Origin of the sequence: Streptosporangium sp. NPDC050855 (genome assembly GCF_044456585.1) — a bacterium.
In the GTDB taxonomy this organism is placed as follows: domain Bacteria; phylum Actinomycetota; class Actinomycetes; order Streptosporangiales; family Streptosporangiaceae; genus Streptosporangium; species Streptosporangium longisporum.
Genome location: NZ_JBITFY010000001.1, coordinates 74,396 through 91,371 on the forward strand (window position 1 = coordinate 74,396; position 16,976 = coordinate 91,371).

The following is a 16,976-nucleotide window of genomic DNA, read 5'->3' on the forward strand; positions in this document are numbered from 1 at the left end:
GGACCAGCGGTCCGCGGGGGGCGCGCCCGCAGGATCTGACGCTCACGACAGACCCTGGCGTGGATTGGCGGAGATGTGCTGGCCGACCCGCTTGACCAGCATCGCCATCTCGTAGGCGACGTGGCCGACGTCGGCGTCGGAGCTGCTCAGCACGGCCAGGCAGGTGCCCTTACCGGCGGCGGTGACGAACAGGAACGCCGACTCCATCTCCACGATGGTCTGGCGCACCTCGCCGCCGCCGAAGTGGCGTCCCGCCCCGCGCGCCAGGCTCTGGAACCCGGCGGCGACCGCGGACAGATGCTCGGCGTCCTCGCGGCTGAGCCCCTTCGAGAAGCCGACGGCCAGGCCGTCGGTGGAGAGGATCACCGCCTGGCGCACCGCGCCCACCCTGCCGATCAGGTCGTCGAGGAGCCAGTTCAACTCGCCGGTGTTGGTCAATTTTCCCCCTTGTCACCTGTCGTGTGATCTGGCGATTCATTGTTCCGCTCCTCGCGACCGCGCCGGGCGCCCGCCTGGAAGGCGGAGAAGATCGCGCGGATCTCCTCGGGCGAACGTTCCTCGCCCGGTTCCGTCCTCGGCTCCGGCTCGGGGGGCGCCTCGCCCTCCTGGCGGAGCTGGGGGGCCAGGTTCGCCTGGCGTACCCGGCGGGGCAGGCCGCCCGGCCCGGCGGGGGGCCGCACGGCCGACGGGTTCGCCGCCGGGCAGCCCTTCGCACCGGTGGCGTGCGGCCGTGCCTCGGGCGACGCCGCCGGGGGAGCCTGCCGCGTCCCCGAAGACGTCCCCGAAGACGTCCCCGAGGACGTTTCCGGGGGCGCCGCCCCGGCGAGGAGCGCGTCGGCGGTGGAGGGCGCCCGGTGGGAGGGGGCGTGCGAGGGGGCGGCTGGAGCGGAGGGCGTCCCCCAGACCGTCTCGCGTCCGGCGTCCGGGCCGCGCCGTTGCTGGAGGTCCGGGGACGGGGGACGGTGCGGCAGGTCGCTGACGACGCTCAGGGAGGGGGCCGCCGCCGGCTGGGCCGCCGGGGCGCTCCGCGTCCTGCGCGGAAGACCGGTACCGTCCGGCTGCCCGTTGCCGTGGGGCCGGCCGTTACCGTTGCCGTTCGGCAGGCCGTTGCCGTTGGGCAGACCGCCCGGCAGGGCCGGGAGAGCCTCCCGCGAGGTGGGCTCGAACGATCCTCCCGGGCGCCCGGTCACGTGCTCGGCGGTGTAGGAGGTCCGCTGCGCGGTGAGGGTGAGCGGCGTGTCCTGCTGGGCCATCACGGCCCGGGGGATGAGCACGATCGCCGTGGTGCCGCCGAACGGCGAGCCGCGCAGGATGACCTGGACGCCGTGCCGGGAGGCGAGCTGGCCCACCACGAACAGGCCCAGCCGGTCGCTGTCGGCCAGGTCGAACTCCGGCGGGTCGGCCAGCCGCTGGTTGATCGCCTCGTACTCGGCGGAGGTGAGGCCCAGGCCGCGGTCCTCCACCTCGACGGCGAACCCGTTGGCCACCACGTCGCCGCGGACGGTCACCGTGGTCTGCGGCGGCGAGTAGATCGTGGCGTTCTCGATCAGCTCGGCCACCAGGTGGGTGATGTCGGCGACCGCGGTGCCGTCGAGCGAGACGTCGGCCACCGGCAGCACGTTGACCCGGGTGTAGTCCTCGACCTCGGCGATCGCGGCCCGCAGCACGTCGATCACCGGCACCGGCCTGCGCCACGACCGGCCGGGCGCCGCGCCGGACAGGATGATCAGGCTTTCGGCGTGCCGCCGCATGCGGGTGGTCAGGTGGTCCAGGCGGAACAGGTCGTGCAGGCTGTCGGGGTCGGTCGCCCGGCGCTGCATGCTGTCGAGCAGGGTGAGCTGGCGGTGGAGCAGGCTCTGCTTGCGCCGGGCCAGGTTCACGAAGACCTGGCTGACGCCGCGTCGCAGGTTGGCCTGGCCGACCGCGGCCTCGACGGCGGTGTGCTGCACCGAGCCGAAGGCGTGGGCCACGTCGCGCACCTCGGTCGAGCCGCCCGCCTGGATCGGCGGCGCCTCGGCCCGCACGTCGACCTCCTCGCCGCGGCGCAGGCGCTCCACGACCCGGGGGAGCCGCACGTCCGCCAGGTCCAGGGCGGCCGAGCGGAGCCCGGCCAGCTCGGAGGCCAGGCGGCGGCCGAACCGGACCGAGATGATGATCGACGCGACCACCGCGATCAGGCCGACGCCACCGGCGATCACGATCCGGATCAGGATGTCGGTGGCCACCCCCTGCGCGCGTTCCGCCAGCAGCTTGGCGGAGGCGAGGTTGACCCGGTCGAGCCAGGTCGAGACCTCGTTCGTGGTCGCCTTCCAGGTGGCGGCCTCCGGGGCCAGCCGGTCGCCGGTCGCCCCGGCGATGGCCCTCTCCAGGTCGGCGAACCTGTCGAAGGCCGAGGAGCGGAACGTGTCGCGGTAGGCCTTGCCCAGCTCGGGGTCGAGCGAGGCCACCCCGCGGTTGTGCAGGAAGCGCCGGGTGTTGACGTACTCGCCGAAGGCCTTGCGCTCCTCCTGCGTCATCCGGTAGTCGATCAGTGCCCCGCTGACCAGGGCGTTCTCCCGGGCGATCATCTCGCGGGCGTTGCCCATCCCGTGCATGGCCGAGGCCTGCTGGAAGATCGACAGGTCGGGCACCGCGGTCATCTGGTGGTACACCAGGAAGACCGAGTCGAGGATCTGGTTGTAGTTCGACAGCACGTTCAGCCGCGAGTGCTGGCCGCTGTCGACGCCGGAGCGGATGCTCGGCAACCTGTCGAGCTGGCGGAGCAGCTCGTTCAGCGAGCTGCGCAGTTCCGGGCTGTCGGAATCATCGGTGACGGCGGCCTTCCTGAACGCCTCCACCGAGCTGTCGGTACGGGCGCGCTGCTCGCCCATCCCGCTGGTGAGGACCCGGGAGCTGATCGCCACCGACGACTGCGTCCGCTCGGCCTGCAGCTGGAGGCCGAGGTCGGTCGAGGTGAGGCCCACCGTCTGGTAGAGGCTGTTGGCCCTCAGCAGGGAGATGCCGTCACCGATGGTCAGGTTGAGGGCGAATCCCCACAGCGCGCTCAGCGAGAGCAGCGGCAGGAGCAGCAGCAGGAAAATCTTGAACCGAATCGAGCGGTTTCTTGAGCCCATGTCCACTCGTCCCAACCTCTGAGCGTGTGGAGGCTCGTGCCGCTTTAGGGATGGATACGCCTCCGGAAGATCGCACAGGAGACTAGCACCGAATAAGGTTTCTGCGCAGGGGAGGATCTGATGATTAGTGTGATTACAGGGGCTAGTGCCGGAATCGGTGAGGCGGCCGCGGTCGAGCTCGCCAGGCGGGGGCAGCGGGTCGTTCTGGTCGGCCGTAATCCCGGCAAGACGGCTCGGGTGGCGGAGAGGGTGCGGGCGGCCTGCGGGGCGGCCCCGGACACCTTCACCTGTGATCACACCCGCCTGGACGACGTGCGCGAGCTGGCCGCGAAGCTGCGCTCCCGCTACGAGCGGATCGACGTCCTGGTCAACAACGCGGGCGTGATGACCACCGAGCGCACCCGCACCGCGGACGGTCACGAGACGATGATGCAGGTCAACCACCTGGCCCCGTTCCTGCTGACGAACCTGCTGCTCGACCGCATCGGGAGCCGGGTGATCACCACCACCTCCCGGGCCGCCAAGACCGGGCGGCTGGACCCCTCCGACCTGAACCGCGACCGGCGCCACTGGAGCGGCTGGCTCCAGTACGGCGACTCCAAGCAGGCCGGTGCCCTCTTCACGGTCGAGCTGGCCCGGCGCCTGGAGGGCACCGGGGTCACCGCGACCTGCTTCCACCCCGGAGTGATCAAGACGGAGTTCGCCCCGGCGACGTTCATGATGTGGATGGTGAAGAACGTGCCCGGCATGGGGCAGAGCGTGGAGGAGGGGGCGAGCACCATGGTGCATCTCGCCACCCACCCGGACGGCGCCGCCCACCCGGGACGGTACTTCGCCAAGAGCGCCCCGGCCACCGTCCCCCGCGGGATGCGCGACCCCGAGCTGGCCCGCGCCCTGTGGGAGGCCAGCGCCGCCGCCGTGGCCTGACGCCGCCTGACCACGACCGGCCACCTGACCACGACCGGCCGCCTGACCACGACCGGCCGGGGGACCGCGACCGACGCCCCTGACCACGACCGGTCCGAGAACCGCAACCGGCCGCCCCTGACCGCCACCGTCCGGACGACCACCGCCGGTCGGACGGCCGCCGCCCGGAGGTCACCGGCCGTTCGCCGGGCGTTGGGGGGCCGCGACTACGGTCCGAGGGTTGTGAGCGTCGCAACCCCGCTGCGGATCGTCCTCCCGCCCGCCGCGGGCAGGGACCCCTTCTTCGACAACGCCAAGTTCCTGGCGATCACCCTCGTCGTCTCGGGCCACCTGATCGAGGACCTGCGGGACGTGCCGGTCGCGCACGCGGCCTACTTCTACGTCTACACGTTCCACATGCCGCTGTTCATCGTGCTCAGCGGCTACCTGTCGCGGAACTTCACCTTCTCGTCGGGCAAGGCGCGCAAGCTGATCAGCACGCTCGCCGTGCCGTACGTGATCTTCGAGCTGCTGTACTCGCTGCCCCGCCTCGTCCTGTACGGCAAGCTCGACATCAGCCTTCTGGACCCGTACTACCTGACCTGGTTCCTGATGTCGCTGTTCCTGTGGCGGCTGTCGACCCCGGTCTGGCAGCAGCTCCGGTGGCCGCTCGTGGTGGCGGTCGGGCTGTCGCTGCTGTCGGGCATGAGCAGGCTCCCCGACGAGCTGTCGATGAACCGCACCCTCGGCCTGCTCCCGTTCTACGTGCTCGGGCTCATGCTGCGTCCCGAGCACTTCGAGTGGCTGCGGCGCCGGTGGGTGCGGGTCGCCGGAGCGGTCACGCTCACCGCCGGGGCGGCGCTGGCGTTCGTCCTGCACACCCACGTGAAGACCGAGTGGATCCGCTGGCGGCACGCCAACGACGCGATCGGCGTCGACGACCTCACCGGCAGCCTGATCCGCCTCGGCATCCTGGCCGCGGGCGCGCTCCTCGTCGCCGCCTTCCTGGCGGTCACCCCGGCCCGGCGCACCCTGTACACGGGCCTCGGAGCGGCCACCATGTACGCCTATCTCCTGCACGGCCTGGTGGTGAAGGTCGCCGAGCGGTTCTACGGGGACTGGGCCCAGACCGTGCCGGGGGTGACGGCCGTGGCGCTCTTCGGGGTCGGGCTCGCCGCCCTGCTGTGCACGGCACCGGTACGGCGCGCCACCCACTGGGCGGTCGAGCCCGACATGGGCTGGGCGTTCACCCGCCTGAGACGACCCGCCTGAGAAGCCGGTCCGAGAAGCCGGTCAGGCCCGGACCGGCTGCCAGTGGCGGTGCCTTCCCATGACCTGCCGCCGCACACCGCGGTGTACTCCTACTTCGCCGCCTGGCCCGACGACGGCACCGACCAGACCATCCATGACCTGCTGCGCTGCCAGGTCCGGGAGAAGGCCGGGCGGCGCGAGGACCCCGCCGCGGTGGTCTCGGACACCCGGGCCGTGCACGCGTCGGTCGGCGCACCGGCCACCACGACCGGGTCGGACGCGGGCAAGAAGAGCCGGGCCGCAAGCGGGGCATCGCCGTCGACGTGGCCGGACTGGTGATCGCGGGGGTCGCCTCGGCCCGGGCGCGCGGACGCGCGGGCGCACCACCATCCACCGCCGGCTCGATCCCGACAAGCCGGTCTCGGCATGGGAGGAGTACGGGGCCGCCCTCGATCGCCTGCCGCAGCGGTGGGCCAAGCTCGCCGACCGGATCGCCGTCATGCTGCCCGAGCGCACCCACTCGATCGCCGGCGTGACGCAACCTCCTGGGGGGCTTGTGCATGTAGATGATATGAAATCCGAGACTGTCCATCCGCCACCCGGTTCCCCGGGCGGCGAGGCCTCGGCCGACACGGTCGTGACCGAGTTGTTCCTCGTCCACCGCCTTGCGCTTGTGCGCCTGGCGTTCCTGTTGGTAGGCGATCAGGAGAGCGCCGAGGACGTGGTTCAGGACGCGTTCGCCGCGGTGTATCGCAGGTGGGGCCGATTGGCCGACCGCGGGCAGGTGCTGCCCTACCTGCGCACGGCCGTGGTCAACGGGTGCCGGATGATCCTGCGGCGCAGGGTGATCATCGGGCGGTTCCGCGGTCACCGCGAGGTTCCCTTCTGGTCGGCGGAGGCGGCGGCGCTGCTGGGGGAGACCCGGCGGCAGGTGTTCTCGGCCGTGCGTGCTCTGCCGCGACGCCAGCGTGAGGTGTTGGTGCTGCGGTTCTACCTCGACCTGTCAGAAGCGGAGATCGCCCAGGTGATGGGGGTCAGCCACGGAACGGTCAAATCAACGGCATCCCGGGCGCTGAAGGTGCTCGCCGCGAAACTGCAGGAGGAGCGATGACCCGAAACGTTGAAGACCGACTCCGCGACGCTTTCACCGCCGGTGCGGAACTCGTGTCCCCGGAGAGCCTGAAAGCTGTCGCCGCTCCTGTCGCCGTCCGGCCGCGCAGGGGTTTCCGGGGGCTGCCGGTGTTGGCGGCCGCCGCCGTCGCGGTGGTGCTCGGCGCGGTCGCGACCGTCCCTTCGCTGTTGCGCCCTTCGGCGGCTCCGGCGGGGTTCACCGTTGTCGTGGACGCGTTGGCGCGGCGAGCCGAGCAACCGCGTGAATACTGGCGTAGCGAATTGGAGACGCTGGTGTGGGGTCGGCCGATCAGGCAGAGGTACAACATCGAGGACAGCGTCCACCGGGTCTACTGGGCGACTCCCCGCGGCCCTGCCGTGGAGACGACGCCGCTCTACACCCGGCCCTCCACGACCGCCGACGAACGGAAATGGCGTGAGGCGGGTGCGCCCGCACTGTGTGGTTTCGCGGTGGGCTGCAAAGGTGTGCAGGGCCGGCGTGGCCGGACGTCCCACCACTTCCCGGAGCGCTTCGAGCTCGCCGGGGGGGTGTTGATGACCCGTTCCCAACTCCTCGCGCTACCACAGGACCCGCAGCGGCTGAGAGCAGAGTTGTTGCTGCGGCTGCGGGACGTACAGCGCCAGGAACCTGCCACTACGGGCCGTTCCTATGTCGAGCGGCCCTCGGAGCAGGACATGCTGTGGGGGTTGGGCGAGGGATTACTCGTGTACGCGCCCACCCCTCCTGCGGTGCGGGCGGCCGTCCTGCGCATGATGGCCGCGTCGCCGGGCGCGCGGACCGTGGACGAGGCCAGGGATGCCGAAGGGCGAAGCGGCATGGCCATCGTACGCAGAGTCGATCACGATCCGCTGGAACGGCGGCTGTTGATCGATCGGTCCAGCGGCGACGTGCTCGGGACGACGACGCTGGTGGCCGGGCCACTGCCTGAGACCACCGGCCTGGACATCGGCGACATGGCCGATGCGATGGTGGTCAGAAAACTCGGCTGGACCGGCGAGGGACCCCGGCTGCCCGAAGGGTGCACCTGGCAGGTCGGGAAAACCTGTGACGGCTCCTAGCGTGTCGTCACGTGCGCCACGAGCGTGGAAGGCGAGGTCGGTCGGAGATCGGCCACGTCATGTCGAGGGCGTGCGCGCCACGCTCAAACGCCTGGCCGGCCGCGACGTCCTCACCGAGCCGGAACCTGGCCTGTTCGCGATGAACAGGAACAAAAGCTAACGAAACTCCCTCCGAGAAGGCCGACCGGAGAAGACCGGCGGGAGAAACCGGACCCCGTCCCGCACCTTGTCCCGCACCTCAGCGCTGAAGCTCCGCGACCGCGCGGTAGGCGGCCGTGATGGCCGCGTCCGCGCGGGCGGTGGGGACGGAGTCGGAGTTGGCGATCGCGATCCGGCCGTGCGTCCGGCGGGCGGTGGCCGCGGGCGGGTGCCCGTCGGGGTAGAAGGCCAGGTCCCACGGGGTGGCGTACTCGGGCGCGTAGCCCTGGCCCCACCGGTCGACGGTGATCGCCTGGATGTCGCGGGCCGGGTCGAACCCCGCGGGGCCGAGCAGCCGGGCGAGCTGGTCGCGGATGCCGTACTCCAGGTACCGGTACGGCGTCCCCATCAGGGCGTACCGCCCCGAGATCGAGCCCCGCGCGGGCGACACGCCGGGGGTGACCAGGGCCGCGGCCATGTGCACGGTGACCGGGTCGTCCGGCCCGTCCGCGACCCGGTGGCCGCCGGTCCGGCCCGGAGGGGCGAGCCCGGCCGCGCACCAGTAGGCCCCGGTGAAACGGGCGTGCCCGATCCCGAGCTCCTTCCAGGGCCGCCGGTGGCGGAGCCGGACCGTCGCGCGCAGCAGGGGCACCTTCACGGCCCGGTGCAGCGCCGCCCGTTGCGCGGGCGGCAGGTCGCCGACCAGATGGGGGATCACGGAGTTCCAGCAGGCCATGATCACGTTTTGGGCCCGGACGGTCCTCACCCGCGGGCCGTCGACGTAACCGACCGTGGCCGAGGCGGCCGTACCGGCGGGGCCGTCGTTGGCCGCCGAGACGACCGGGCTGGACAGGCGCACGCGCACCCGGTTCCCCGGCCGGTCGAGCGCGGTGTGGTCGAAGGTCGCGGTGGTGATGCCCTCCGCGCCGGTGGCGGTGGCGAAACCCGGGACCATCCGTGCGAGCATCGTCCGGATGATCGCCTGGTTGCCGCCGGGGAAGTGGCAGGAGCGCGACCTCTCCGTCCCCCATTCCTTGATCATGGTGGGGGAGTTGTACCGGGACGGTGCGGACCTGTCGAGCCCCAGCCCGGCGAACCCGGGGTAGCGGTACTCGTCGGCGTCCCCCCAGGCGTCGATCGCGCCCAGGGCGTCGGACCCGTACCCCCACCGCTCGCCCGGCATGGTCGCGACGAACGTCAGCACGTCCGGATGGACCCCGCAGACGTCCCTGAGGAAACCCGCGTAGGTCAGCCGGGCCAGCCGTTGCTGCTTCTCCTCGGCGGACAGCCCGGGAAACCAGTCGGGCGGGTCGAGGTAGAGCATCAGCAGGTCCCTGCGGGCCTGCGCGGAGACGGGGAGCTCGGTGATCCACCGCCCGGCCCGCTCACCGGGGGCGAGCACGACCAGCCTCTCGGAGGGGAACGTCTCCCGGTCGCAGTAGACGGCGTCGTGCATCGGCGCGTCCGGGGACGAGGCCGGTGCGGCGTGCCTGCCGGGCCTGCGGGAACGGATGTCCAGCCTGCCGAGAAGCTCCCTGCCCTCGGGGGTCCAGGCAGGCGGCCTCTCGGCGGACCGCACCCCGCCGTACGCGCCCGCGGGTCCCTTCCCGCCGCCCGGACGGGGCCCGCCGTGCAGGGCGTGCCCGCCGACGTCGTCGTGGTCGTCCAGGATCAGGATCCGCGCGGCCGGAGCGCGATCCAGCCACCGGTACGCCGCGCTGACGCCGCTGACCCCGGCTCCGACCACGACCAGGTCGTAGTGCTCGCCGGTGGGCTCCGACGTGCCCGCGGACGGCCGGAACCGAGGGTCGAGCAGGACGTGCGACAGGCTCGGTGGCCGCGCGGTCTCGTCGCACGGGTCCGCGGGGGAGAGCGGGTGGCGGCCGTCGGCGCCCTCCGGCCCGCGAACGCGCGCGGGAACGTCCCCGTTCCTGAAGCGGGGCGAGGGGAGCGCCGCGATCCCGTCCGGGACGACGACCCCGTCGAAGAAGTCCTGGCGGGGGATGTGCCGGTCCATGCCGAGTTCCAGAGCCTTACTCGGATTGATCTCGTGAGGATCGGTCATGAGGCGATCCTCCTGATCTGGAGGGGTCACGCCGGTCGCCGCGCTGCACTTTTCGAGAATCTTTACCCACCCGATCAATGCTCTTCTACGACATATCTCCCATAAGCACAATTACACAGTAAAACTCCTACAAAAGGTGCAAGTCGTCTGCATCGCCCGCCCTTCCCGGCCGCGCCACGCCTCCGGCGGCCGAGCCCGCGCGGCCGGTGCCCCTCACTCTCCGCCTCCCCTCGCATACCGGCACTTCGCACCCGTATCCAGCGGCCGTATCGCGCCCTGACGTCGGCGATCACCCCCCGGAGCCACGCCGATGTGAAGACGGAATGGACGACCCCGTGACGTTTCCGTGACCGGCCGCTACCGATTGAGATCACTCCGTGATGTGTTGTTCCTCTTTCCCAGGGCATACGCCTGGCAGCTGAGCAGACAGGGAGCGTGGAACATGACAGTCACCGGCATCATCACCGCCATCGTCATCGGTGCCATCATCGGTTTCCTGGGTCGGCTCGTCGTGCCCGGCAAGCAGGGCATCCCGATCTGGCTGACCATCGTGATCGGTATCGTCGCGGCCCTCATCGGCACCGCGATCGCCAGGGCCCTCGGGGTCTCCAGTACGTCGGGAATCGACTGGATCGAGATCCTCATCCAGATCGCTCTCGCGGCCATCGGCGTCATCCTGGCGGTGAGCCTGTACGGCAGGCGGGGTAGCGTCCGCTAATCCGTGACCGGGGGCGGCCGGTTCCCCAGGGGAGATCCCGAGGGAATCCGGAGACCACCGCCCCCGGCACCGCGACGCCCCCGCCCGGAGTCATCCGGGCGGGGGCGTCGTCGCATGCCGTACCTCCGCGCGATCACGGCCCGTCCACGACACGGACGCGGTACGCCACCTGGAACCCCGGGTCACCCGCGAGAGCCGCAGGGGTTCACGGCGATGCCGAGGGCCATCCCCGGCCTACCCGGCCGGCGTGCCGGGCACCTCGGAGGGGCCGACGGGGTACCCGGTGGTGTCGGCCATGACGCACGGCCTCACCGGCCCGTTCGCGATCCGCGCCCATATGTGCACGGTGGGATCGCCGATGTTGAACTCCAGCACCGCCGTCTGTCCCTCCTCCAGGGCCGCGGGGTTGAAGATGAAGCCCTTCTCCGACACCCCGCCCCTGTCGATGATGACCAGCGGGTTGTCGGCGGCGCGTCCGTAGGACCTCTCGGACGGCAGCAGGTCGTCACCACGCGGATCCTCGCACTGCTTTCCCTGGGGCACGTAATCCACGACCGCCTTGAAGCCCAGGGCGTTCAGATCGGCCTCCAGCTTCTTGGCATCCCTGATCTCGTTGATCCGCACCGAGATCGTGCCGTCGGGGTTCCGCGCCACGGCGTAGGCCGGGGCTCCCCCGGAGACGAGAACCGGCACGGCCACCGCCAGCGCCACGGCGGCGGCCAGGACGGGGGCGAGGAACGCCGGACGCCGTAGCGCGTGACGGCGTACCCGCTCCCCGGGCCGGGTGTCCCGTTGGATCTCCTGCATCATGAACTCCTTGAGCGGCCGGCGGCGGTCCACCGGAAGGTCCCGCTCCACCGGGACCGGCAGCAGCCGGGCCAGCTCCTCGATCCGACCGGGGTCAGGCTGGGGCGTGGCGGTATTCACAGGGTCTTCTCCCGAACGAACCGGACCGCGTTCTCGCGGTCACCGTTTACCTGTCTGGACCGGGCTCCCGGTTCCCATGTCCCTCCCGTCCCCGTCCCCGTCTCCATCTCCGTCCCCGTCTCCGTCCGTGCTCCCGCTCCGCCTCCCGGCCTTGCCACCGCATTCACGGCGAGCTTCCGTAACCGCCTCCTCGCCCGCGAGAGCCGGGATCGGACCGTGCCCACCGGCACTCCCAGGGCTTCGGCCGCCTCGGCGTACCCGAGACCGGCCCACACGCACAGCGCGATCACTTCCCGCTCCGGGCGGCGCAGCGCGTCCAGGGCCACCCGGACCGATGCCAGCAACTCGTCGTCGTCGACGCGACTCGCCACCTCCTCGGCGATGTCCGGGACCGCCCCGCCCGGAGGCAGCCGGGCCAGCGCCCCCTCGTGTCGCCGGGCTGCACGGTTGACGTTGCGCGCGACGTTGGTCGCGACGCCGAGCAGCCAGGGTCGTAACGAGCCGCCGTCCACGTCGACCCTGCCGCGCAGACGCCACGCCTCCAGGAAGGTAACGGAAACCACGTCCTCGGCGGTCGACCAGTCACCGGTCAGCCGGAAGGCATGGTTGTAGACCGAGCGCGCGTAGTCGTCGAACAGCCGGGCGAAAGCGTCCGGATCTCCGGCGCGCACCCGGGCACGCATAGTCGTTTCCACACACATGTACTGTCCGCCCGAATCCACCGGTTCCCATGATCACGGTGGTCGCGAACATCACGACCCTCGCTCGACCCCGCACCGCACGACCCGGGTCAGCGCTCATGGTCCTTTCCGGAAGATCCGCCGCAGCCGGCGATTCAGGCCCGGTGACCGATGCCATCGACGGGGTTCACCGATGCCGAACTCCGGGGCCTCTCCAGCCCCTCCGCAGGGCCACGGGTCGTCCCGGAGTCGCGACGTCGTGAGTAGACCACAAGCAGCCCGCGGGCGAGGGACCGAGGTTCGAAGGGCCGGACCCGTCCGGCCCTTTCCCCTACCGTTCCGGTTCCCGGAGCCGCTCCACGATCGCCGTCAGCGCCATCGCCCGGCTCTTGTCCTCGGTGACGGACCGGGCGGCCCGCAGGGCCTCCTCCAGGCGGGCGGGATCCCGCAGCCGCTTCACCACCGCGACCAGCGCCGTCGCCCGGCCCCACTGGTGCGTGATGGACGCGGCGATCCCCAACGCCCGCTCGAGGTGGTCCGCGTCCTCCAGGTACTCGGCCGCCGCGGTGAGCATATTGAGCTGGTACCACTCGTTGTCGGGGGACGCGACGAAATCCAGGACCTGCCCCAGCGCCCGCCGGCGGAGCTCGCTCCCGCTCTCGCTCCGCCACGCCAGCATCGTCAGCACCTTGGCGTGGCCCTTCTGGTCGAGAAGGGCGGTGAGGGCGACCCACCAGACCCTGTCCAGGTGGGCGGGATCGTCCAGGTGCTCCGCGACCGCGGCGAGCGCCTTCCCCCTGGCCGCCGTGTTGACGATGACCCGGGTGGTGTTCAGGGCCTCCTCCAGGATCTCCTCCCGGACGGCGCCCTCGGTGTTCCGTACCAGCGCCGCCAGCGCCTCGGCCCGGCTCACCCGATCGGTGACGGCAGGGCCGACCCGCCCGGCGAGGTCCGCCCGGACGGGGACGTCCAGCCTCCTGGTCACCACGAACAGCGCATACGACCGGTCCTCGTCGTCGGCGACGGCCAGCGCGGCCTCCAGCGCCCGCTCCATCGTCTCGCGCCGGGCGGACCCGTCCGACCTCTCGGCGACCGAGAGCAGCGCGTAGGCCCGCTCCTTGTCGTCCGTGACGGCCAGGGCGGCCCCCAGCGCTTCCTCCGTCACCTCGTCCCGGACGGTCCCCTCCAACCCTCCGACCACCGCGACCAGCGCGTACACCCTGCTCCCCGCGTCGTCGAGGCACCGCGCGGCCCGCAGCGCACTGTCCAGGAGCTCCTGCCGGGTGGCGCCCTCGGTGTGCTCGGCGATCATCGCCAGCACCCGCGCCCGGGAGCCTCCGTCGGTGATGGTCTCGGCGATCCGTACGGCCTCCTCCCGCCGGGAGGGATCGTCGAGCCGGCCGGCCACCGACTCCAGCGACCGCGCCCGCCGATCCTCGTCGGTCGTGTCCCGGGCCGCCCGCAGCACCCGCTCCACGGCCTCGCGCCGGGCGGACCCGGTGAGGTGCTCGGTCATGTCGGCCAGCAGGGACAACCGGAGCCCCTCGTCGGTGAGGGTCTCGACGATCCGCAGGGACTCCTCCAGCCCGGCGGTGTCCAGCCACCCGGCCGCCATCCTCAGCGCGAACGACCGGTTCACCTCGTCGGCGATGGCCCGGACGGTCCGCAGGATCTCCTCCATCAGCTCCCCGCGGGCCGTGCCCTCCACGTGCTGTACCAGTGCCGTCAGGCGGCACGCCCTGAGCCAGTCGTCGGCGACGGTCCGGGCGGCCCGCAACGCCTCCTCCAGCACCTCCTGCCAGGCGAGGTCGGCCGCGTACTCCGGGTTGCTCATGGCCACGTCACTCCCGAGGGGAAATCCGGGCGACGACCTCGCGGACAAGGACCGGCGAACCCACCCCGGCCGCGCCTCGTTCCCGTCCGCGTGGCCCGTCGCCCGCCTGCCAACGATCACGTCGGGGGAAATCTAGGCGAACACGACGCGGGAAACATCAGCCCCGAGGGGGATGGCGATCACCCCCGCGGACCCCCCGCTCCGGGATCGGGCCGTCGCCGGACGCGTCGGGGAAACGACGGGTGGCCACGAGCGTGGCCAGGTCGGGTGCGAGTCTGAGCTCGGCCGCGTCCAGCCCGGAGTGGTCGAGCCAGTGCATCCGGGCCCGGTCGACGACGTCGCCGAACCGCGGTGGCCAGTGCCGGGCCGGGGTCAGGTCGTCGACGACCAGCGTCCCTCCCGGCCTGAGCAGCAGGTGCGGATCGGCCGGGGGCTCACCCCCCTTGCCCTGCCCGCCACCGTCGAGCACGAGCAGGTCGTACGGCCCGTCCCGGTGGATCTCCCGCCAGTCACCGTGAAGAACCACCACCCGCGGGTGATCGTGGAAGATCCGGGCAGCCGTCGCCGCCCACCGCGCGTCCCGCTCGACACTCACCACCCGCGTCCCCGGCCGGGCACCCGAGACCAGCCAGGCCAGCCCCACCCCGCACCCGGTCCCGGTCTCCCCGATCACCTCGGCACCGGCCGCCGGCGCGTGCAGCAGCCGCCCCTGCTCGGGACGACAGGACGGCCCGAATCCCGCCTCCCGCGCGACCTCGACCGCCCGCCTCACCAGCGGCGGCACTCCCGCCAGCCCGTCGTACGCCGCCGTACCGCCGATCGACATCCACCCAGGCTAGAACGACCGGCCCTCATGGAACGGGGGCATTCGGCTCCCCTCCACGCCCGACGGCGGCTTCGGACCGGCTCCCCGGTCAGGGGCGTGTGCCGAAATCTCCGGCCTTGAGACGACCGAGGAAGGCGGTCCAGCCACCCGACGAGAAGACGAGCACGGCGCCACCGGAATCCTTGGAGTCTCGGACGGCCACCAGACCAGGGACGGAGGCGACCTCGACGCAATCGGCTCCACCGTTGCCGCTGAGGCTGCTCTTGCGCCAGGATGCCTGAGACAGGTCGGCGAGAGCTCGCGGCTCACGCTCTTCTGCGGTCATGAAGTCATCTCCTCTATGACCGAACTCATCAGCGCAGCGGACTTGCCGGGCGGTAGGGCAGCCGCGCGAATATGGTCAAAAAAGTCTATACCTGCGCACTTCCTCTGGCTTTTCCAAATACATGGAGCCCATCAGATACTCGACATAAGCGACATGAGTATCAGATGGTCGGGGGAACTCCAGGAGGTGGAAAGGGCCGAGCATCCCGGGATGGGCGCCTCCGGCGAAAGGCAGTATCTGGAGAGTGACGCCTGCGAGGTGTCGCGCGTCGTAGAGCCTGAGCAGTTGCTCCCGCATGATCGCGGAGCTGCCGACGACGTGTCGCAGGACCGCTTCGCTCATCACCGCCCACAGCTCCGGCGGGTTCGACCGAGTAAGAAGTTTCTGCCGTGCCATGCGTAGGTCGACGAGCCTGTCGATCTCCTGAGGGGGAGTGCCGGGCCTGTCGGCTTCGATGACGGCACGGGCATACGCCTCGGTCTGAAGAATGCCGGGAACCAATTGGGGTTGATAAGTCTGTATCGACGCGGCTTCGGCTTCGAGCCCGATGAAGATCTCGAACCAGGGCGGTACCGCGTCCCCGTGAGCATGCCACCATCCACGTTTACCGGCCTCACGTGCGAGATCGAGCACGGCTTGAGCCTCGTCGCCGGTCGCGTTGTACAGATCGAGAAGTTGCACGAGGACCTTCTGGCGGATGGTCACCCTGCCGGTCTCGAAGCGACTGATCGTCGAGTCGGATCGACCGATGCGCTCGCCCGCCTCGATGGCGGACACGTTCGCGCGCTCTCGTAGCCGACGTAGTTCCATCCCGAGTTGGCGTCGACGAACGGTCGGACTCTGCACGTCGGTCATGTGCCCGCCTTCGTCATCTTGGTGATGATCTGGCTGACCTTCGCGCTGAGCTCTCCTCGTTTGCCGCTGTAATGCATATGCATTTGGGGTGCATATGAGGATGCACGGGTTGCATGCTCTGAGCATACGGGCGATCACACACGGTGAACATCGGAGTTTCCGGAACCGCGCTGAGCAGCCGAAAGGCGGCTTTGTGAACCTTCCGTATCTTTTAGATAAAAAGTGCTGTTCTCGCAGAGAGGCCAAGCCGCTTTCACATTCAGGTTCGTGAGTATGGAATTTCGACCGGCCCGAAACTCGTGAGGTAGGCCCAGCGCAATCCTGACCGGCATGCTCCCGACGATCATTGTTGATTGGGTCGCGACGTAGTGACCCCGTCGAGATCGACGAGGAGATCCTCGCCCGGGTTCAGCAGAACCGCTCTGAACAAGTCCGCCGTCCATCGTCGAAGACCCCGCCCCCCTCGCCGGCGTGATCCTCTCGTCCTTCGTCAAGAAGGGCTACGTGCGAGATCCTGCTCATTAATTCAGTGATGAACAGTGCTTGAGAACGGGGCGAGATCGGTCCAACGTGTGGAATCATCGACTGCCATGGCGAAGTTCCCCTCGATGAAGGCAAGCAGGTTCCTTGCCGTCCTGATGCGGGAACCTTTGGGTTACGAAGTCGCCCGCCAAAACGGGTCCCATCGGACCCTCAAGGCAATCGGTCTTCCTCCTCTACTTTTCTCATTCCATGACGGGGCCACTGTTCCGCCGGGCATCATTCGCAAGTACCTTGTAGTCGAGGTCGGCTTGTCCGAGGCAGAGGCCTTGGACCTCCTGGGGTAGGTGATCTGATGCGCAAAGTGACCGTCGTCTACCACCACGAGGACGACGTCTGGTGGGCGGAATCGACCGAACCCGATCTTCAAACGTTCGCAGCGGTCGGTGACACCCTCGACGAGGTAAGGGAACTCACCAGGGAAGGCGTCGCCTTCTATCTTGACGAGGCCATAGATCTTGACGAGCGCTACGACCAGGCACGGCCGGTAGTGGTGCATTTCCTCATGGAGTCAGCCGCAGGGATCGCCGATGCCCTCACCGTCTCGGTGGGTGGTCGGCGAGCCAACGACATCGTCGTAACCCATCCACCCCTCCTGGCCTGCTGAG

16 protein-coding genes are annotated in these 16,976 nt (G+C 70.4%); 7 read left to right on the forward strand and 9 right to left on the reverse strand.

Features of this window, described 5'->3' with window-relative positions; all coding sequences use genetic code 11:
- Window positions 1-42 precede the first annotated feature (42 nt).
- Complete coding sequence (locus ACIBCT_RS00325) at window positions 43-438, reverse strand: roadblock/LC7 domain-containing protein (protein ID WP_344891561.1); 396 nt, start codon at window positions 436-438, stop codon at window positions 43-45.
- The gene (locus ACIBCT_RS00330) at window positions 435-3,113 is read right to left on the reverse strand and encodes a nitrate- and nitrite sensing domain-containing protein (RefSeq protein ID WP_399185206.1); all 2,679 of its coding nucleotides are present in this window, start codon (window positions 3,111-3,113) and stop codon (window positions 435-437) included. The genes ACIBCT_RS00325 and ACIBCT_RS00330 overlap by 4 nt, the downstream gene beginning before the upstream one ends.
- A gap of 120 nt (window positions 3,114-3,233) precedes the next feature.
- Here ACIBCT_RS00330 and ACIBCT_RS00335 point away from each other — a divergent pair, with 120 nt between their 5' ends.
- The 5 genes from ACIBCT_RS00335 to ACIBCT_RS00355 all read left to right on the forward strand — a co-directional run bounded on the left by ACIBCT_RS00335 (window position 3,234) and on the right by ACIBCT_RS00355 (window position 7,460).
- Complete coding sequence (locus ACIBCT_RS00335; protein WP_399185208.1) at window positions 3,234-4,040, forward strand: SDR family NAD(P)-dependent oxidoreductase; 807 nt, start codon at window positions 3,234-3,236, stop codon at window positions 4,038-4,040.
- A gap of 222 nt (window positions 4,041-4,262) precedes the next feature.
- A complete protein-coding gene (locus tag ACIBCT_RS00340; protein ID WP_399185209.1) occupies window positions 4,263-5,291 on the forward strand; it encodes an acyltransferase family protein in 1,029 nt (342 codons plus the stop codon).
- A gap of 48 nt (window positions 5,292-5,339) precedes the next feature.
- On the forward strand, window positions 5,340-5,609 hold the full coding sequence (locus tag ACIBCT_RS00345; RefSeq protein ID WP_399185210.1) for a hypothetical protein: 270 nt from the start codon (window positions 5,340-5,342) through the stop codon (window positions 5,607-5,609).
- 160 nt (window positions 5,610-5,769) lie between these two features.
- Complete coding sequence (locus ACIBCT_RS00350; protein ID WP_399185211.1) at window positions 5,770-6,381, forward strand: SigE family RNA polymerase sigma factor; 612 nt, start codon at window positions 5,770-5,772, stop codon at window positions 6,379-6,381.
- Entirely contained in the window at window positions 6,378-7,460 is a 1,083-nt protein-coding gene (locus ACIBCT_RS00355) for a hypothetical protein (RefSeq protein WP_399185212.1), read from the forward strand. The genes ACIBCT_RS00350 and ACIBCT_RS00355 overlap by 4 nt, the downstream gene beginning before the upstream one ends.
- A 238-nt stretch (window positions 7,461-7,698) precedes the next feature.
- On the opposite strand, the gene ACIBCT_RS00360 is transcribed toward ACIBCT_RS00355, so the two are convergent.
- Complete coding sequence (locus ACIBCT_RS00360; protein ID WP_399185213.1) at window positions 7,699-9,663, reverse strand: NAD(P)-binding protein; 1,965 nt, start codon at window positions 9,661-9,663, stop codon at window positions 7,699-7,701.
- 442 nt (window positions 9,664-10,105) lie between these two features.
- On the opposite strand from ACIBCT_RS00360, the gene ACIBCT_RS00365 reads away from it, so the two are divergent.
- Window positions 10,106-10,381 carry a GlsB/YeaQ/YmgE family stress response membrane protein gene (locus ACIBCT_RS00365; protein ID WP_399185214.1) on the forward strand — a complete coding sequence of 92 codons (276 nt, stop codon included), beginning with the start codon at window positions 10,106-10,108 and terminating at the stop codon, window positions 10,379-10,381.
- 234 nt (window positions 10,382-10,615) lie between these two features.
- Here ACIBCT_RS00365 and ACIBCT_RS00370 read toward each other — a convergent pair whose 3' ends face one another.
- The 6 genes from ACIBCT_RS00370 to ACIBCT_RS00395 form a co-directional block, all read right to left on the reverse strand.
- Entirely contained in the window at window positions 10,616-11,308 is a 693-nt protein-coding gene (locus ACIBCT_RS00370) for a hypothetical protein (protein WP_399185215.1), read from the reverse strand.
- Window positions 11,305-11,991, reverse strand: coding sequence for an RNA polymerase sigma factor (locus ACIBCT_RS00375; protein WP_399185216.1), 687 nt, complete (start codon window positions 11,989-11,991; stop codon window positions 11,305-11,307). Before ACIBCT_RS00375 ends, ACIBCT_RS00370 begins: the two co-directional genes overlap by 4 nt.
- A gap of 328 nt (window positions 11,992-12,319) precedes the next feature.
- Window positions 12,320-13,822, reverse strand: coding sequence for a hypothetical protein (locus ACIBCT_RS00380; RefSeq protein WP_399185217.1), 1,503 nt, complete (start codon window positions 13,820-13,822; stop codon window positions 12,320-12,322).
- 157 nt (window positions 13,823-13,979) lie between these two features.
- Window positions 13,980-14,648 (reverse strand): O-methyltransferase, encoded by a 669-nt coding sequence (locus ACIBCT_RS00385; RefSeq protein WP_399185218.1) that lies wholly within the window; start codon window positions 14,646-14,648, stop codon window positions 13,980-13,982.
- An 88-nt stretch (window positions 14,649-14,736) separates the two neighbouring features.
- Complete coding sequence (locus ACIBCT_RS00390; RefSeq protein ID WP_399185219.1) at window positions 14,737-14,973, reverse strand: DUF397 domain-containing protein; 237 nt, start codon at window positions 14,971-14,973, stop codon at window positions 14,737-14,739.
- Window positions 14,974-15,048: 75 nt separating this feature from the next.
- Window positions 15,049-15,828: a helix-turn-helix domain-containing protein gene (locus ACIBCT_RS00395; RefSeq protein WP_399185220.1), complete on the reverse strand. Its 780-nt coding sequence runs from the start codon at window positions 15,826-15,828 to the stop codon at window positions 15,049-15,051.
- A gap of 835 nt (window positions 15,829-16,663) precedes the next feature.
- Here ACIBCT_RS00395 and ACIBCT_RS00400 point away from each other — a divergent pair.
- A complete protein-coding gene (locus ACIBCT_RS00400) occupies window positions 16,664-16,975 on the forward strand; it encodes a type II toxin-antitoxin system HicB family antitoxin (RefSeq protein ID WP_399185221.1) in 312 nt (103 codons plus the stop codon).
- Window position 16,976 lies beyond the last annotated feature (1 nt).

What these genes read in the sequence shown, in the direction of transcription:
- ACIBCT_RS00355 (WP_399185212.1), top strand. Translation starts at nt 6,378, where the DNA reads ATGACCCGAAACGTTGAAGACCGACTCCGCGACGCTTTCACCGCCGGT.
- ACIBCT_RS00335 (WP_399185208.1), top strand. Translation starts at nt 3,234, where the DNA reads ATGATTAGTGTGATTACAGGGGCTAGTGCCGGAATCGGTGAGGCGGCC.
- ACIBCT_RS00395 (WP_399185220.1), bottom strand. Translation starts at nt 15,828, where the DNA reads ATGACCGACGTGCAGAGTCCGACCGTTCGTCGACGCCAACTCGGGATG.
- ACIBCT_RS00365 (WP_399185214.1), top strand. Translation starts at nt 10,106, where the DNA reads ATGACAGTCACCGGCATCATCACCGCCATCGTCATCGGTGCCATCATC.
- ACIBCT_RS00350 (WP_399185211.1), top strand. Translation starts at nt 5,770, where the DNA reads ATGCTGCCCGAGCGCACCCACTCGATCGCCGGCGTGACGCAACCTCCT.
- ACIBCT_RS00375 (WP_399185216.1), bottom strand. Translation starts at nt 11,991, where the DNA reads ATGCGTGCCCGGGTGCGCGCCGGAGATCCGGACGCTTTCGCCCGGCTG.
- ACIBCT_RS00360 (WP_399185213.1), bottom strand. Translation starts at nt 9,663, where the DNA reads ATGACCGATCCTCACGAGATCAATCCGAGTAAGGCTCTGGAACTCGGC.
- ACIBCT_RS00390 (WP_399185219.1), bottom strand. Translation starts at nt 14,973, where the DNA reads ATGACCGCAGAAGAGCGTGAGCCGCGAGCTCTCGCCGACCTGTCTCAG.
- ACIBCT_RS00330 (WP_399185206.1), bottom strand. Translation starts at nt 3,113, where the DNA reads ATGGGCTCAAGAAACCGCTCGATTCGGTTCAAGATTTTCCTGCTGCTG.
- ACIBCT_RS00400 (WP_399185221.1), top strand. Translation starts at nt 16,664, where the DNA reads ATGCGCAAAGTGACCGTCGTCTACCACCACGAGGACGACGTCTGGTGG.
- ACIBCT_RS00385 (WP_399185218.1), bottom strand. Translation starts at nt 14,648, where the DNA reads ATGTCGATCGGCGGTACGGCGGCGTACGACGGGCTGGCGGGAGTGCCG.
- ACIBCT_RS00380 (WP_399185217.1), bottom strand. Translation starts at nt 13,822, where the DNA reads ATGAGCAACCCGGAGTACGCGGCCGACCTCGCCTGGCAGGAGGTGCTG.